This is a genomic window from Anaerococcus sp. Marseille-Q7828 (assembly GCF_949769285.1).
In the GTDB taxonomy this organism is placed as follows: domain Bacteria; phylum Bacillota; class Clostridia; order Tissierellales; family Peptoniphilaceae; genus Anaerococcus.
This window is the reverse complement of record NZ_OX458331.1, coordinates 439,436-457,108: the sequence shown is the minus strand read 5'-3', so window position 1 is coordinate 457,108 and position 17,673 is coordinate 439,436. Positions and strand designations below refer to the sequence as shown.

Annotated in this window: 16 protein-coding genes; 11 read left to right on the top strand and 5 right to left on the bottom strand. The window is 34.2% G+C overall.

Annotated elements, in window-relative coordinates; translation table 11 throughout:
• Positions 1-7 precede the first annotated feature (7 nt).
• Positions 8-877: a membrane lipoprotein lipid attachment site-containing protein gene (locus QNH69_RS02225; protein ID WP_282928989.1), complete on the top strand. Its 870-nt coding sequence runs from the start codon at positions 8-10 to the stop codon at positions 875-877.
• A gap of 21 nt (positions 878-898) precedes the next feature.
• Positions 899-2,680, top strand: coding sequence for an oligoendopeptidase F (pepF, locus tag QNH69_RS02220; protein WP_282928988.1), 1,782 nt, complete (start codon positions 899-901; stop codon positions 2,678-2,680).
• 110 nt (positions 2,681-2,790) lie between these two features.
• Here pepF and QNH69_RS02215 read toward each other — a convergent pair whose 3' ends face one another.
• The 3 genes from QNH69_RS02215 to pdxS all read right to left on the bottom strand — a co-directional run bounded on the left by QNH69_RS02215 (position 2,791) and on the right by pdxS (position 6,706).
• Positions 2,791-4,131, bottom strand: a complete 1,341-nt coding sequence (locus tag QNH69_RS02215) for a sodium-dependent transporter (RefSeq protein ID WP_282928987.1) — start codon at positions 4,129-4,131, stop codon at positions 2,791-2,793.
• A gap of 68 nt (positions 4,132-4,199) precedes the next feature.
• Complete coding sequence (locus QNH69_RS02210; protein WP_209814197.1) at positions 4,200-5,840, bottom strand: tryptophanase; 1,641 nt, start codon at positions 5,838-5,840, stop codon at positions 4,200-4,202.
• 14 nt (positions 5,841-5,854) lie between these two features.
• A complete protein-coding gene (gene pdxS, locus QNH69_RS02205) occupies positions 5,855-6,706 on the bottom strand; it encodes a pyridoxal 5'-phosphate synthase lyase subunit PdxS (protein ID WP_282928986.1) in 852 nt (283 codons plus the stop codon).
• Between the two features lie 80 nt (positions 6,707-6,786).
• Between pdxS and QNH69_RS02200 the strand changes: the two genes are divergently transcribed.
• A complete protein-coding gene (locus tag QNH69_RS02200) occupies positions 6,787-8,145 on the top strand; it encodes a PLP-dependent aminotransferase family protein (RefSeq protein WP_282928985.1) in 1,359 nt (452 codons plus the stop codon).
• Between the two features lie 98 nt (positions 8,146-8,243).
• Here the strand turns inward: QNH69_RS02200 and QNH69_RS02195 are convergent, their stop codons facing one another.
• Both QNH69_RS02195 and QNH69_RS02190 read right to left on the bottom strand, forming a co-directional pair.
• Positions 8,244-8,450, bottom strand: a complete 207-nt coding sequence (locus QNH69_RS02195) for a hypothetical protein (RefSeq protein ID WP_282928984.1) — start codon at positions 8,448-8,450, stop codon at positions 8,244-8,246.
• A 140-nt stretch (positions 8,451-8,590) separates the two neighbouring features.
• Complete coding sequence (locus tag QNH69_RS02190) at positions 8,591-9,580, bottom strand: sodium-dependent transporter (protein ID WP_282928983.1); 990 nt, start codon at positions 9,578-9,580, stop codon at positions 8,591-8,593.
• A 133-nt stretch (positions 9,581-9,713) separates the two neighbouring features.
• On the opposite strand from QNH69_RS02190, the gene QNH69_RS02185 reads away from it, so the two are divergent.
• The 8 genes from QNH69_RS02185 to QNH69_RS02150 all read left to right on the top strand — a co-directional run bounded on the left by QNH69_RS02185 (position 9,714) and on the right by QNH69_RS02150 (position 17,625).
• The gene (locus tag QNH69_RS02185; protein WP_282928982.1) at positions 9,714-10,430 is read left to right on the top strand and encodes a glycerophosphodiester phosphodiesterase; all 717 of its coding nucleotides are present in this window, start codon (positions 9,714-9,716) and stop codon (positions 10,428-10,430) included.
• Positions 10,431-10,641: 211 nt separating this feature from the next.
• Positions 10,642-12,015, top strand: a complete 1,374-nt coding sequence (locus tag QNH69_RS02180; protein ID WP_282928981.1) for an ABC transporter substrate-binding protein — start codon at positions 10,642-10,644, stop codon at positions 12,013-12,015.
• A gap of 12 nt (positions 12,016-12,027) precedes the next feature.
• Positions 12,028-13,179, top strand: coding sequence for an ABC transporter ATP-binding protein (locus tag QNH69_RS02175; RefSeq protein WP_282928980.1), 1,152 nt, complete (start codon positions 12,028-12,030; stop codon positions 13,177-13,179).
• A complete protein-coding gene (locus QNH69_RS02170) occupies positions 13,124-14,041 on the top strand; it encodes a sugar ABC transporter permease (protein WP_282928979.1) in 918 nt (305 codons plus the stop codon). Before QNH69_RS02175 ends, QNH69_RS02170 begins: the two co-directional genes overlap by 56 nt.
• Positions 14,042-14,050: 9 nt before the next feature.
• Complete coding sequence (locus tag QNH69_RS02165; RefSeq protein WP_282928978.1) at positions 14,051-14,878, top strand: carbohydrate ABC transporter permease; 828 nt, start codon at positions 14,051-14,053, stop codon at positions 14,876-14,878.
• Positions 14,879-14,887: 9 nt separating this feature from the next.
• On the top strand, positions 14,888-16,153 hold the full coding sequence (locus tag QNH69_RS02160) for an ectonucleotide pyrophosphatase/phosphodiesterase (RefSeq protein ID WP_282928977.1): 1,266 nt from the start codon (positions 14,888-14,890) through the stop codon (positions 16,151-16,153).
• A gap of 87 nt (positions 16,154-16,240) precedes the next feature.
• Positions 16,241-16,807 carry a helix-turn-helix domain-containing protein gene (locus tag QNH69_RS02155; RefSeq protein WP_282928976.1) on the top strand — a complete coding sequence of 189 codons (567 nt, stop codon included), beginning with the start codon at positions 16,241-16,243 and terminating at the stop codon, positions 16,805-16,807.
• Positions 16,771-17,625, top strand: a complete 855-nt coding sequence (locus QNH69_RS02150) for an IS3 family transposase (protein WP_282930181.1) — start codon at positions 16,771-16,773, stop codon at positions 17,623-17,625. Before QNH69_RS02155 ends, QNH69_RS02150 begins: the two co-directional genes overlap by 37 nt.
• The last annotated feature ends 48 nt before the right edge of the window (positions 17,626-17,673 follow it).

The following is a 17,673-nucleotide window of genomic DNA, read 5'->3' as shown; positions in this document are numbered from 1 at the left end:
GTGACATATGAAAAGAATACTAGTTATCATATCTCTTGTATTTGCCTTATCAGCTTGTGACTTTGAATCCAGGTCTGACTTTGAGGCGAAATTTAACAAGCAAGAACAAAACTCTGATGATGTAACTATGCCCAAAATCACATATGTTGCGGCAAGTGATGATGACAAGAATCCTAGCCAAAGCGAGGATACTAGCGATAAGATAGACTTTGAAGAATACTATGGCAAGGGCAACAGCGGTATGTCTTTGGACCCGTCAAAAAACCTTGGAAATGTCGTCGATACCAAAATTGGCAATACACAAATAGGCATTTCCTTAATGCAATCGGTGCAAATTCCTGGAGGATATTCCACTTATCTATCCTACAATAGAAATGACGAATTTGTCGAAAGGGAATTCGGACCTATAGCAGGCTTTGTCGGTCTTAGTTCGACTGTAGCCTATGATGTGATAGATTCAGAATCAGGACAAATGCTATTGGTAAGTCTAGTTGGCCAGTCAAATGGAGATACCTACAGTGCCTATTATCTATTTAACAAATTTATGGGTCTGATTGACTATTTGGTATTTAGAAATTCGATCGATAATATAAATCCGACAGTTGAAAGATTGGGAGAGATAGTAGAAGCGCCAGAAGCAGAACTTCCAGGAACTATTGACCAAGCAATCAAGGCAAGGATAGATAAGGAGAATAATCATCTGCCAAGCTTACTTGATGTCTATGGCATCAAAACTAGACCGGTAGTAGGCAGAGTAGATGGCAAGGATATGGACATAGGTTATATACCTGATATAAAAATGGAAAATAGGATATTATTAGCAAGGACAACAAATGATCCAATAGACCAAGGATCTAGAATTGATTTAGAAAAATAAATGGCTTTAAAAGGAGAATTTATGAAAAGAAATGAAATTGATGAAAGATTAAAGTGGGACACTTCTTTAATCTATAAAAGTGATGAAGATTACTACAGCGAAGTCAAAGAAGCAAGAGAACTTGCTGATAAACTTACAGACTATAAGGGCAAAATCACAGAAAATGCTGACACACTTTTAGCTTTCCTAAAAGATTATGAAAAGTTAATGAGAAAATTTTACAAGGCAGCAGTTTACGGTCACTTAAGATCAGATGAAGATACAGCTAATAGCACTTACCAAGAAATGAGCCAAACATCATCTATAGCAGGGTCTGAAATATCTGAAAAATTATCATTTATCACACCAGAAATCTTAGCTGCTGACTATGAAGACATCAAGAAAATGCTTGGTGAAAAAGAAGAATTAAAAATCTATGACCACTACTTTGAAGACTTGTTTAGAAGCAAAGACCACGTATTAGGTGAAAATGAAGAAAAAGTTATAGCAAGCTTTTCAAAATTAGCAGAAAATCCTGTATCAACTTATATGATTTTCTCAAATGCTGATATAAAATTCCCATCAGTAGAAAAAGACGGCGAAGAAATCGAACTTTCTGATGCGAACTTCACAACATTAGAAGAAGATCAGGACCGTAATTTCAGACGCAAAGTTTATGAAACATATTATAAAGTTTACAAACAATTTGAAAACACAGCAGCTTCTTTATTAGATGGAGAAATTACAAGCCATAATATCGAATCAAAACTTAGAAAATACGACTCTGCTCGCCAAATGAGCCTATCTGCAAATAACCTTGATGAAGCAATATATGACAACCTTATTGAAGTAGTTCACGACAATATGGATATCCACAGAGACTACACTACACTTCGTAAGGAATTTTTAGGAGTAGATGATCTTGGATTCCACGACATCTACGTGCCACTAGTAAAAGATTACGATAGAAAGATAGAATTTGACGAAGCTCGTGACATAGTACTTGAAGCAATCAAACCACTAGGCGAAGAATACGTTGAAGTTGCAAGAAAAGGCTTTGAACAAAGATGGTTTGACGTTATGCCAAACGAAGGTAAGAGATCTGGAGCCTACTCATCAGGTTCATATGACACCCAACCATACATTCTACTAAACCACACAAACACAATAAACGATGTATTTACCATAGCTCACGAACTTGGCCACTCAATGCACTCATACTACACAAGAAAAACCCAACCATTTATTTATGGTTCATACTCAATTTTCCTAGCAGAAATTGCATCAACCACAAATGAGTTGTTACTACTTGACTACATGCTCAAAAACTCACAAAGTGAAGCAGAAACTGCCTACCTATTAAATTACTTTGTAAACCAATTCAAATCAACAGTATTTAGACAAACAATGTTTGCAGAATTTGAACACGAAGTAAACAAACTAGTAGCAAATGGAGAACCAATTCCAGCAGCAAAACTAAACCAAGTATACGGCGACCTAAACCGCGATTACTTTGGAGATGATATTGAAGTTGATGAGTTCATCTCAGCAGAATGGTCAAGAATACCACACTTCTACATGTTCTACTACGTATTCCAATACGCAACAGGATTTATGTCAGCAGTAGCACTAAGCCAAAAAATCCTAAAAGGAACAGATGAAGACAGACAAGCTTACCTAAACTACCTAAAAGCAGGAGAAAGCGAATATCCAATAGATGTCCTTAAAAAAGCAGGCGTTGACATGACAAACAAAGACGCAATGCAAAAAGCAATGGATGTAGCAAGACAAGCTCTAGAAGATTTAAGAAAAGCGATAATGTAAGAAATAAGAGAGGCATTACTGAAATATATCAGCAATGCCTCTTTTAAGATTATTAGGACTTCATTTATCTGTAAATTAAACTGTTTTTTAGTAAATTTTATTAAATTTACTCAACCAATACCGCCAAGTATAGCTCCTGCTATTAGAGCAATTATTGCCATAGCACAGTATAAGTATTTACCTAATGGTATAAACCAATTACCGATTGGTTTTTTACGTCCGAGGTTAACTTCAGCAAGAGCTGTTTTTTCATCAAGCACCCAGAAGAACATTACACCTGCTAGAAGAGCACCTAGTGGAGCTACGTAGATACTAACAGCATCCATCCATTCGCCAACTATACCTTGAATAAATATGGCTACTATGATACCTATAATATTTATAGTAGCAGCTGCTTTTGGTCTTTCAAAGTTGAATTCTTCTTGTAAATAAGCTACAGGAGCTTCATAAAGGTTAATGATAGATGATACACCGGCAAATAGCACAGCTATGTAGAATACCATCATAATTATCCTACCACCAGCCATTTGATTGAATACGTTTACAAGATATATAAACATAAGTCCAGGACCACCCTCACTTAGTTCTGCGCCACCAACTGCCATAGCTGGTATGATTACTAAAGCTGCAACTAGTGCTGAGATTGTATCAAATATAGCAACGTTTCTAGCTGAACTTGGAAGGTCTTCTGATTTTGGTAGATAAGAACCATAGATAACTGAACCATTACCAGCTATAGAAAGTGAGAAAAATGCTTGACCAAAGGCAAAGATCCAAAGCTTTGGATCTTTAAGCATATCTGGATTTACCGTAAATATATATTTAAAACCATTGCTTGCGTTTGGTTGAAAAGCTATGTATACACCAAGTCCTACTAATAATATAAATAGTAATGGCATTAAGAATTTATTAGCTTTTTCAATACCGTCAGCAACTCCCATAGACATTATAATTAGGGAAACGATTCCAGCAATTATAAGCCAAATGTTATTACCGAAAGATGTGGCAGTGGATTCAAATGTTCCAGCGATAGTACCCATGTCTCCACCAAAGCCTGATAGTGTGCCATTTATGGCAAGCCATGTATATTTAAAAATCCAACCCATAACACAAGTGTATCCTATAGCAAGTGCCATAGAACCTAAAACTGGAATGATACCTAATTTTCTTCCAGTTTCTTTATTTCCTTTTGTACCTGTACAATAACCAAAAGCTCCAACAGGTCCTGCTTGAGCTAGTCTTCCTAATGAGAATTCTTCGATTACCCCTGTAGATCCAATAAGGATAACAAATATAAAATATGGGATTAAGAAAGTCATACCGCCAAATAAGGATACCATTACTGGGAATCTCCAAAGGTTTCCCATTCCTACTGCTGAACCTATACAAGCTAGTATGAAGCCCCACTTACTGGTGAATCCATCTCTTTGTTTTACTGTATTGTCAGTCATATTAAAACACCTCATTTATATATACTAATATCTCCCAGTTAAACTGGGAGTTATTAGCCATTTACTTATTATTTTTCTTCGTTTGGATATGGTTCAAGGAATGCGTGGAAGTGTCTCATTGGTAGTTCATGACCAGCTGTAATCCTCATGTTTGGAATAGATTCTCTATCTTCATAAAGTGCTTTTACAGCAGCAATTACATAGTCTAAGTGTTCTTTTGAGTACATGCTACGGTTGATTGCAAATCTTACAACGTTTACTAATTCTTCTTGTTGTTCTGGAGTTTTTAGATCATATTCCATTGAATAGTCACCTAGTTCTGATACTCTTATACCGTATCTTCTGATAAGCTCTAAGCTGAAACCTTCTCCGGCAAATGTATCATGTCCTCTTTTGCCGTCAAAGAATTCGTCCATGTTGATGTAAACACCGTGTCCACCAGCTGGAAGTACAACACCTTTAACTCCTGCATCGTAGAAGCCTTTTGCTAGGTAGTTACATTGACCAACTCTTTCTTCAAGGTAGTTGAAATCACAGCATTGATATAGACCTACTGTTAATGCCATTATATCGTGACCACTCATTCCACCATATGAATCGTTACCGTATGATGAAATTTGTTTTACTTTAATTTTAATTCCAACATCATTTGTTACATTGCCATTTTCATCAAAGTCAGAGAATTTTCTCCAGAAAGTACCTTTATCTCTAAATGCTAACACACCACCCATGTTTGCGTGACCATCTTTTTTAAGAGATGCAGTAAATCCGTCACAGTATGAGAACATTTCTTTAGCTATTTCTGGGATTGATTTATCTTTGTATCCTTCTTCGTTTTCTTTGATGAAGTAGCAGTTTTCTGCCCATCTAGCAGCATCAAACATGAAAGGAATGTCATATTCTTTTGCAACTTCAGCTGTTGCTTTGATAGATTTCATTGAAACAGCTTGTCCACAAACTGTATTGTTTGTAATTGTTGTATAAATAAGTGGTACATTTTCTGGACCTACTTTTTCAATTAGTTCTCTAAGTTTGTCGATGTCCATGTCACCTTTGAATGGGTTTACTTCGTATTCTCCACCTTCAGGAACTTCTAATAGTAAGTCTTTGTTATAAAGGTTTCTTGGAATAGATCCCATTTGTTTGATATTACCTTCTGTTGTATCAAAGTGACCATTAGAAGGAATTACAAATTGTTTATCAGGATATCTATCTGCTAAGATTTTTTTAACGATTTCAAATAATACTGATTCAGCGGCACGGCCTTGTGGCATTATGAAAGTATTTGGTCTTTCTAATTGAGCAGCTCCACCGTTGAATAAACCACCTTCGTATTCGCAAAGGTAAAGTTCGTCCATTAATTTATCAATATCTTTTTCACCAGATAAAATCATATCTACTGGCCTTTTTTGGTCATCTCCTCTTTCGAAACAATCTCTAAATGCTTCTAGAAGTACATAGTAACCATTATTTCTTCCGTAGGATTCATCACCCATGAACATTGCAGCCCATTGTCTATCATTCATTGCTGTAGTACCAGAGTCTGATAACATATCTACTGTAAGCATACCAGCTGGGAAAGCAAATTCGTTGTAGTGGGTTCTTTTTAATGCTTCTTCACGTTGTTCGATAGTAACATTTTGAATATCTCTTTTTACAAATGAGAAAGATTTTGGTGTAGGTACGTTTAATTTGTATTCTTTAGTCATAATTTAATCTCCTTTTATCTTAATTCCATTATTTGTTCGATTTCGTCTTTGTTAATTCCAACCATGGCTTCACCTAGGTTTTTAGATACTTCTAATAAAACTTTTGGATCATCATAGTTTGCTACTGCTTTTACTATTGCTTTAGCTCTTTTTTCTGGATCACCAGATTTAAAGATACCACTACCAACAAAAACACCTTCAGCTCCAAGCTGTCTCATTAAAGCTGCATCTGCTGGAGTTGCAACCCCACCTGCTGAGAAGTTAAGTACTGGAAGTTTCTTATTCTCTTTAACATATTTTAAAAGTTCATAGTCAACTTCAAGTTCTTTAGCTTTTGTGTATAACTGATCGTCTCTTAAAGCAGCAACTTCAGCCATTTGTGTAGTAATAGTTCTTAAATGTCTTACAGCTTGAACCACATCACCTGTACCAGCTTCACCTTTTGTTCTTATCATAGCAGCACCTTCTTTAATTCTTCTTAGTGCTTCAGATAAGTTTCTTGCACCACATACAAAAGGAGTTTTGAAAACCTTTTTATCAATGTGATTAAAATCATCGGCTGGTGTTAATACTTCTGACTCATCTATGTAATCGATTTCAAGAGCCTCTAGTATTTGAGCTTCTACAAAGTGTCCAATCCTTACTTTTGCCATAACAGGTATGCTCACTGACTCTTTTATTTTAAGAATCATTTCAGGATCACTCATTCTTGAAACACCACCGGCCGCTCTTATATCAGCTGGTACTCTTTCAAGAGCCATAACCGCTACAGCACCTGCATTTTCAGCTATTTTAGCTTGTTCTACATTTACAACATCCATAATCACTCCGGATTTAAGAGAGCTGTTTATCTTTTCGAAGTCCATAATTACCTCCTGCCCTTATTCTAAAACAGGTATAGTAATAATAAAAGTGACAAAATGAATTTTAAAAAGGGATACAGAAAATGAGTAAAAATTTTATTTATGAAAAAGTTTATACTGATTTTAAAGATAAGATTTTAGATGGTACTTTCAAGGAAGGACAAAAACTTCCATCTATAAGAAGCTTATCCTCAAGTGCAGGTATATCAAAAAATTCCGTAATTTATGCTTATGAATTATTGGAGATAGAAGGCCTTATCTATTCTCAATATAGGAATGGTTATTTTGTAAGTAAAATAGACCCTTTAAATAATCGTATAGAAAAACAAAATCCTATGGAGAATATGGTTACAGCTTGCAATTCAATTAAGTATGACTTTTCATTCAGTGGAGTGGGTGATAAATATTTTGATTACACTAATTTAGGAAAATCATTCAAGAACACAATTGTTTCTGGGAAAATGGATGTTATAAGCCAAGATGATCCTAAAGGTAGTATTAACCTTAGGACTTCCATAAAAAATTATATTAAAGTCGCTAGAAATATTAATGTCAGCGAAGAGCAAATCATTGTTGCACCTGGGTCTTATGAGTTATTTATGATATTGAAGCTAATTTTCCCTGATAAAATTTTTGGTTTTGAAAATCCGAGTTACCAATATACACCAAATTCTATTTTTAAAAATATAAACAATTTGCCAATGGAGATTTCAGAAAAGGGGGTTATAGTTGATAAAATTGACCCAGATATTAGCTTGCCTGTGGTAACACCAGCAAGACAATTCCCTCTAACTTATTTTATGGATTACAATACTAGAGTCTCTTTGCTGAATTGGGCAAGTGAAAGAGATGATAGATATATTATAGAAAATGATTATGATGCTGAATTTAAATATAAGTTAGATAAAATTTATCCTTTGATGAGTATGGATATTAATGATAAGGTCATATATTTTGGAAATTTTTCAAGAACAATCAGCCCTGCGGTTAGAATAAGCTATATGGTTTTACCTATGCATCTTGTAAATAACCACTTTGATAAACTAAATATTTTAAGGTGTTCGGTATCTAATTTTGTTCAAGAAGCAGTTTCTTATTTTATTGATAGGGGTTATTTTGAAAAACAAGTTAATAGAATGAGAGTGAGTTATTCGAAAAAATACGATTATATAACAGATAAGCTAAAGGACTCAAAGTACATAAAAATAATTTCTACAAATCCAGGAATTTCCTTTGTTTTGAAAACACCACCTATAGACGAAAATGAGCTTATAAATAATCTTAAAGATAGGGGAGTTAAAATTAAACCTATCAATACTTATACTCAGGATAATAAAGGATTTGACAATGAATACTTAATTGGATTTGCTAAACTTAGTTTCGATGAAATTGATAAAGGATTAGACATTATGGCTGATGAGGTAAAAAAACTATTAAAATAAGTTGCTCAATAAGTGAGTTATGTAAAAAAATTATCCAATCAGTAGATAAGAGACCTAGCTAGATTTACTAGTGGGTCTCTTTTAATGTGCTTACTATTTCAACCAATACCCCCAAAAGTTATACCCAAAACTAGGGCAAGGAGGCTTAGTAGGCAATATAGGTACTTGCCAATAGGATAAAAGTAAGATGAAATTGGCTTTTTGCGGCCCTTGTTAATCTCACCGATCGCCATATCCTTATCCAAAATCCAAAAGAACATGATTCCTGCAAGAAGGGCACCAAGTGGGGCGATTACTATGGACACAAAATCCATCCAAGAACCAATAATACCCTGGATAAAAATAGCGGATATGATACCAAGTGAGTTTATGATAAAGGAAGCTTTTTTTCTGTTAAGATTAAATCTTTCCTGGACATAGGCTAAAGGAGCTTCGTATAGGTTGATTATTGACGAAAACCTGCAAAAAGAACTGCAAGATAAAAAATAACCATCAAAATCCTACCTGTTGGAAGCTTATTAAAGACACCAACCAAGTAAATAAACATAAGGCCTGGACCGCCCTCATTGAGGTCGGCCGATCCGATAGCCATAGCTGGAATGATTACAAAAGCTGCCAAAAGTGCTGCCAAAGTGTCAAAAAAAGCAATATTTCTTGCAGAAGAAGGGATATCTTCATCCTTGGATAGGTAAGAACCGTAGATTACTGACCCATTTCCGGCTATAGAAAGGGAGAAGAATGCCTGGCCAAAGGCAAAAACCCAAAGTTTGGGGTCTGCTAGCATCTCTGTGTTCAAGTTGAAAATATATTGATATCCATTTGAAGCAGCAGGATTTTGGGCAATATATATGGCAAGTCCAAGAAGCAAAATAAATAAAACTGGCATCAAAATTTTATTTGCTCTTTCGATTCCCTTGGCAATACCAAAAGACATAATAATCATAGAAGATATTCCAGCTGCAATTATCCAAAAGTTATTGCCAAAAGCAAGGGCAGTTTTGTTAAAAGTCATGCCAATCATATAATTATCGTCAGCAAAATTTGTCAATGTACCATTTATGGCCAAGTAATTATATCTAAAAATCCAACCCATGACAGCAGTATAACCAATAGCAAGGGCAAGGGAACCTAGGACTGGAATTATTCCTAATTTTTTGCCAAGACTTTCCTTTCCTCTTTGGCCTGTCGCAAAGCCAAAGGCATGGACAGGTCCAGAACCTGTAAGCCTACCGAAAGAAAACTCTTCAATAACACCGGTAGAAGCTATGAGGATTACAAAAAGGAAGTAAGGAAGCAAAAAGCTCATACCACCCCAGAGCGAAACCATAACAGGAAATCGCCAAATATTACCCATGCCCACAGCAGAACCAATAGAAGCAAGGGTAAATCCTAATTTACTTGTAAAACCATCTTTTTTCGTAATATTATTAGTCATTATAAATCCTTTAATATATTATTACACTAAATTATATGATAGTATAAAAGTTTTGTCCATTTAATTTAAAATTTACATAGATTAATTATAATGTTTGTGTACTAGTATTTCATTAAAATTTTAGGAGGAAAATATGATAAATTTTGCCCATAGAGGATTTAAAGGGAAGTACCCGGAAAATACTATGCTTGCTTTCAAAAAAGCTATCGAAGCAGGAGCGGATGGTATTGAATTTGATGTTCATCTATCAAAAGATGGAGAAATAGTTATTATCCATGATGAGATCTTGGAAAGGACTACTGATGGATCAGGTTTGGTTGGTGAGAAAACTTTGGCTCAGCTAAAGAAACTAAATGCATCAAAGGGCTATCCAGATTTCCAGACTCAAAGGATATTGACCCTAAGCGAATATTTTGACTTTGCCAAAGATTATGACATTATCACAAATATTGAACTTAAGACATCTATTATAGATTATCCAGGCATCGAGGAGAAGGTTTATAAAGTTATAAAGGAATATGATATGGCCGAGAAGGTTATTATTTCTTCCTTTAACCACAACTCATTAGTGAACTTTAAAAAGCTTGACCAAAATATAAAATGTGGAGTCCTAGAATCATCAAGGCTATATGAGGCGTGGAACTATGTGAAAAATTTGGGTATGGAATACTACCACCCACTAAATTTTACAGTAACTAAGGAAGTTGCAGAAAAGTGTGCGGAAAACAATATTGGACTAAATATTTGGTTTGGGATTCCGGACTATGATTATAGTGAGTATCTAGATTTGGAAATAAGTGGTCTTATAACGGATTTTCCAGATGTAGTGGGCAAACTCTTAAATGATTGACTTTATATAAGAAACAATATTAAGTTTATGTAAACTTTAGTTAAATTTATAGATCGGCTAATTTCCAAAAATAATTTTAGGGATAACATTTGCTATGTAAAACATAACTAAGAAAATTTTAGTATTATTTTACTTAAGTATTACAGAAAGATTAATTATTTATTATACAAGCTCAATAAAATGGAATAGCATTAAACATTTAGGAGGACATATGTTCAATACAAAAAAAATCTTTGGCTTGGCATTATCAGTGTCAATGCTATTAGGGATCACAGCTTGTGGATCAAATAATACTGAAACTTCCACAACAAATCAAACAGCACAAACAGAAACTACAAAAGATAGTCAAACAGCTGAGGCTCCAGCAGATAAGGCAGATGATACAAAGACAGAAGCTAATACTGATGATGGCAAGATCCATTTAACCTATTGGTATGCATGGAAGGATAAGATTGGTGAATCTAAAGAAGAGCTTGTAAAACAATTTAACGAATCTCAAGATAAAATCGTAGTAGATGCAGAGTATCAAGGTTCATATGATGAGTTAGCAAGTAAAACTCAAGCTGCAAAAGCTGCTAATAATGCTCCAGAAATCTTTGAAGTAGAGATTGCAAATATGTATACAATGGCAAAAGGTGGCATGATTGAAAATCTATCACCGTTTGTAGATGACCAAGTAGATATAGATGACTTTAATGAAGGTCTTATGCATGAAGCATATATAGATGATAATCTTTATGGATTGCCTTTTTATAGGTCAACTCCAATTATGTATAAAAATATAAGCATGCTTAAAGAAGCTGGACTTGATCCAGAAGGACCAAGAGATTGGAAAGAGTTTAAGGAATATGCAGAAAAATTAAGAGATAAGGATAAGAGCAAATATGCATTAACTTATCAACTAGACCCTTGGTTCTTAGAGGCTTGGGTGTATTCATCTGATGGATTTTATGCTAAAGATGGAAAAATTGGCTTTGACCAAGAAGGAACAAAAGCTCCAGCTAGATTTTTACAAGAGTTAGCAGACGAAGATCTAATTAAAATAGCTCTAGGTGAACAAGCTGGTGAAACATGCAGGCAAGACTTTGTAAACCAAAACTCAGCTTTCTATTTTACATCAACAGCTAACTTAACTGAACTTATGCCACTTGCTAAAGAAAACGGCTTTGACTTGGATGTTTCATTTGTGCCAGGCAACAAACATTACGCAGTGCCAACCGGTGGATGCAACATAGTAATGATAAGCGGTCTTGATAAAGAAAAACAAGATGCTACTTGGGAATTCCTTAAATTTATGACTGCAACAGAACAAAACGTATTTGCTTCAGAATATACAGGCTACCTACCAACTAGATATTCTTCAATCGAAAGCGATAAAATCAAAAAACTTCACGAGGAAATACCACAATATAAGGTTGCCTTTGATCAACTTGAATATGCGGAGGCTAGACCAATTGCAAAAGGTTGGCCAGAAATGGAAAAAATGCTTTATGAAGGTGTAACTAATACTACAACTCAAGGTGCAGATGTAGACCAAATTTATGATAATCTTCAAAAGCAAGCACAATCAATCTTATCTTTTTAGTTAGGATATAAGATGGCAAGTGTAAAATTAGAAAACATATATAAAAAATATGACGGCAACGAGAATTATTCTGTCAAGGATGTTTCATTATGCATCCCTGATGGAGCTTTTGCTGTTTTTGTAGGTCCTTCTGGTTGTGGTAAATCTACAACATTAAGGATGATAGCAGGACTTGAAGATATATCCGATGGAAAAATCTATATAGGGGATAGGTTAGTAAATAAAGTAGCACCTGGTGACAGGAAAGTAGCTATGGTATTTCAAAACTACGCCCTATACCCAACAATGACAGTTCGTGAGAATATAGAGTTTGGACTTATAAATAACAAGGTCGCAAAGGATGAAAGGGATAGGCTTATTAGAGAAATAAGCCAAATAGTATCTTTGGATGAATATATGGATAGACGCCCTTCCAATCTCTCTGGTGGACAAAGGCAAAGAGTAGCCCTAGCTCGCGCAATGGTAAAAAAACCAGATATTTTTATTCTAGATGAGCCACTATCCAACTTAGATGCCAAGCTTAGAGTACAGATGAGGTCAGAGATTAAGAGAATTCATGACAAGCTAGGCACAACATTTATCTATGTGACTCATGACCAAGTTGAAGCTATGAGTATGGGTACACAAATTATTGTAATGAATAATGGCGAAGTTATGCAGGATGCTAAGCCTTATGATGTTTACAATCATCCATCCAATGTATTTACAGCTAAATTTATTGGCTCACCTCCAATGAATATTATCAAACTTGATGGAAATACCAATAAATACTATGAAGCAAATGACGACAATATAAAATATATTGGATTTAGGCCAGAAGATGTAAAAATAGTAGAAAAACCTCATTATACAGATTCTCTTTGTTTTGTGGCAGATGTTACAAATGTAGAAGCATTAGGATCAGAAACTATCTATAATATAAAAAATAATTTGGGAGATTTTCAAATAAAATCTTATGACAAAAATGTTGTCCACAAAGATCAGATTATTATAGAAGTAAAAAATGATAATATAAAATATTTTGATATCAATCAAAATCTTATTAAAGATGTAATTGGTAGAAGTACAGACGAAGGTATAACAAGTGAGCCAGAAAGGGGAGAAGAACTTGTCAATAGCAATCAAGCCCAAAGAAAAGATAAGCAAATCTATATCTCAAAGTAAGAGCAAAGTCACCCCTTATTTAATGATTGCCCCTGCTATGGTCGTTTTCATTCTGTTTTCTTTTATACCAATATTTTATATGATTTTCCTATCCTTTCACGATTGGAATTTCATATCAGCAGATATGAATTTTGTAGGTGTGAACAATTTTAAGTTTCTTTTGGGGGATCCTAGATTTGCTCAGACTATGGGAAATACATTCCTATATACGGTATTAACTGTAGTTGGATTTCTTGTATTTGGATTACTTATAGCCTTGGCTTTAAATAAAAACACCAAAATTCATTCCTTTATGCAAAGTGTGATTTTTGCTCCACATATTATATCCTTAGTATCAATCTCTATGCTTTGGCTATGGCTAATGGACTATGATTATGGTTTATTTAATTATTTGTTAGCTAAGATTGGCCTAGGTCCTGTTAGTTTTCTCACTAATCCGGATGTAGTTATATATTCCCTAGCAGCAGTAAGTATTTGGAAGGGAGTTGGGTATTATTCATTAATATTTTTGTCAGGCTTGCAAGCTATACCTGACGATATCTATGAAGCAGCAGCTTTAGATAATACTCCTTGGCACAGAAAGCTATTTAAAATCACCTTGCCAATGCTTTCTCCTACTGTGTTTTTTGTGGGAATTACAAGTATCATAGCCAGTTTCAAAGTTTTTGAAACTATCAGTATTATGACCCAAGGTGGGCCAATGAATGCTTCAAATACTATAGTCTACTATATTTATGAAACAGGATTTAAGTTTTTTAATATGGGACTTTCATCAGCTGCTGGAGTCATTCTCTTTGTAGTGATAGCAATACTTACCTTGATTTACTTTAAGCTGATGGCTAAAAAAGTTTACTACAACTAAGGAGAATGTATGAGAGAAGAAAGTATTTTAAGAAAAATATTTAGAATCATTGCTTTAATATTGGTTTCAATTGTTTTCTTAGGTCCGTTTTTGTGGATGGTATTCACATCATTTAAGCCTCTTGCTGAAGCTTTAAGATTGCCTCCAACTTTTCTTCCTGAAACTTGGGTTCCACAAAATTATGCTGACGCTTGGCAATCTGGACCTTTTTTACACTACACAAAGAACTCTGTAATTGTTACTTTATCTGTAGTTGCCCTACAATTATTGACAATCATTCCAGCGAGCTATGCTTTTGCTAAAATGGACTTTAAGGGTAAAAAGATTTTGTTTTCACTTATACTTGTAACAATGATGATTCCAGCTCAGCTAATATTTTTGCCAGTGTATCTTATGTTTTCTAAGGTAAATTTGATCAATAGCTACTGGTCACTTATTTTACCATGGGCAAGCTCAGCATTTGGAATATTCTTGCTTCGTCAAAGGTTTATGCAAGTTCCTGATGAGATAATTGAGGCTGCAGTGTTGGACAATACTCCTACTTGGAAGATTATTTATAAAATCATGCTACCTCAAGCTAAAGGAACAGTGATCACAATTGCACTATTCACATTTATCTCTGAGTGGAATGATTACTTCTGGCCACTTGTAATGACAAGCAATGATGACATAAGAACTTTGCCGCTTGGTGTATCAATGCTTAAATCGACCCTTGATGGAATACACTGGAATACAGTTATGGCCGGTAATGTTATATTGATACTACCGATAGTAATTATTTATCTATTTGCTCAAAAAGAAATTATAAAAGCTTTTACTTATAGCGGTATTAAATAGGAGATTAATATGAATAAAACACCACTTTTTGTAATATCTTTAGATGCGCTTGGCTACTATGATGAGGATATTTACAAAGATCTTCCTTTTCTAAAGAGTATGAGAGAAAGAGGCACATGGATAAGAAGGCTTGAATCAGTATATCCAACTTTAACATATGCTATTCATTCCACGATCGTAACTGGTAGATACCCATCAGAGCACGGTGTAGATAACAACCTCTTAGTTCAACCGGAAAGACTTAATATGGACTGGTACTGGGATCAAGACTATGTATCTGGAGATACAATATTTAAGAAAGCCCACGAAAAGTCATATACTATATCAGCCTTTAGCTGGCCGGTTTCAGGCTTCTTACCAATTGAATACAATGTTCCTGAAGTATGGACTTATGAAGACGAAGAATTTTTTGAACATGTAAAAAGAAAAGGAAGTCCAGAATTTATCGAAGAGCTATACAAAGAAATCGGAGAGCGCAATATAAATGATAGTCAAAAGATAGCTGATGAATGGATGGCTAAAGCAGTAGCCTATACATTTGAAAAATATCAACCAGATATTACTTTTCTTCATCTTATAGATGTCGATCACCAAAAACACGTTTATGGTGCAAGTCATTTTGCAGTAAAAGATGCAATTAAGGAATTAGATGATAGACTTAGTCGTATGTTTGAAAAAATTGCAAAAGTTAAAAATCTTGATGAAATAAATATTATGCTTATGAGCGACCACTCTCAAATAGACACAGCATACCCTATTAGACTAAATAAGATGCTAGCTGATATGAATTTAGTGAATGTAAATGAAGATGGAACTGTAAAAGAAGATTGGCAAGCATATTTCTTAACATGTGGAGGATCAACAGCTCTTTATACAAAAGAAGATGATCCAAATCTTGTAGAACAGATAAAAGAAAAAATAGAAAGCGTAAATATTTCTGGCATAGAACAAATATTTGACGCCGAGGAAATAAAGGAACTCAAATCAAGCGATAAGGCTAAACTATGGATAGAAGCAAAAGAAGGCTATGCTTTTGAAGCTGATGCAAGAGAATTTATCACTAGCAGAGACTATACAGTAAGTGCTAGAGGCAATCATGGATTCTTGCCGACAAAAGAAAAGAATCTTGCCATTGGGATATTCGCTGGGCCGGCATTCAAAAAAGGGAAAATTATAGAGAAAGAAAAAATAGTAAACATTGCACCAACTATAGACACTATTTATAATTTAGATATGAAAGATATGAGTGGAGAAGTTATTGACTGTTTAAAATAATCTTTTTATAGTATTTGTATAAAAGTCTGGCTAAAAGTATGATATGTACCCTCTTTACTGGACAAACCAGTAAGGAGGGTGTTTTTTATGAAATATAGTTATGAATTCAAAAAAGAATGTGTACAGTTGTATAGGGAAGGTAAATGGCCTGATACACCTGAAGGGACCACCGAAAAAAACTTTCATGATTCAATTAGAATATGGTTTAAGTTAGAAGAACTTCATGGACCAGAAATTTTAAAACATGGAAATAATATCAATTGGACACCTGATGAGAAGTTAGAAATGGTATCTAAGGTATTAGCTGGAAATTCAATAAAGTCTGTAGCAATTGAATACGGAATTAATGATGGACAACTCTATTCATGGGTTAACAAGTATAAAAATTATGGATATAATGGTCTTGTTAATAAAAAGAAAGGCCGTAAATCTAAAAATACAAGTATGAAAAGTAAAAATAACCATAAAGTAAAAGAACTTAATGAATCTGAAAGAGAAGAACTAATAAGACTTAGAGCAGAGAATGAATATATAAAGGCAGAAAATGAAATAATAAAAAAAGAGATCGCCTTGAGAGAAGAACGTTACGCTGCGCAACTCAAGGCGAAAAAGCAGCGATTGTCAAAGAACTCAAAGAAAAAGGATACAAACTAAAATATCTTTTAATAGCTATTGATATGCCAAGGTCAACATACTATTTTGAAATAAATAAAGTTGATAAGATAAAAAATAAGAATAGTCATATCGCAGATAAAATAACCCAAATATTTAACTTACACAAAGGCAGATATGGAGTAAGAAGAGTATATATGGAGTTGGTAAATCAAGGTTATGTCATAAATCATAAAAGAGTGCAAAGGATAATGCATGAGTTAAAGCTATTCGGAAAAAGGTCTAAAGAAAAATACCACTCATATAAGGGGAAGGTAGGTAAAGTAGCTGATAATATAATAAATAGAGATTTTAAGGCAGATAGACCTCTACAAAAATGGGCCACTGATGTATCAGAATTTAAATTTTCTTGGGGTAAATGCTACATCTCTCCAATACTTGATATGTATACAAATGAGATAATATCTTATGACTTATCCTTACGCCCTAATTTAAAACAAATATCTAATATGTTAGAAAAAGCATTTAACAAATTTCCGAAACTAAATAATCTGATACTACATTCAGATCAAGGATGGCAATACCAACATAAATACTATGTGAATGAGCTTAAAAAACATGACATAAGACAATCAATGTCAAGGAAGGGAAATTGCTATGATAACTCCATTATGGAGACATTCTTTGGAAGATTAAAAAATGAAATTTATTATGGTTATGAAAAGAGCTATAGCTCTTTTGAAGAATTTTCGAGAGCAATAGAGGAATATATTGATTATTACAATAACGAGAGAATTCAATCCAAAACAAAATGGATGCCACCTACAAAGTATAGGTTAGCATCCACTACAATTAGTTAATTAAATATTGTGTCCAGTTTTATGGGTACACATCAGTAATAGCTGGGC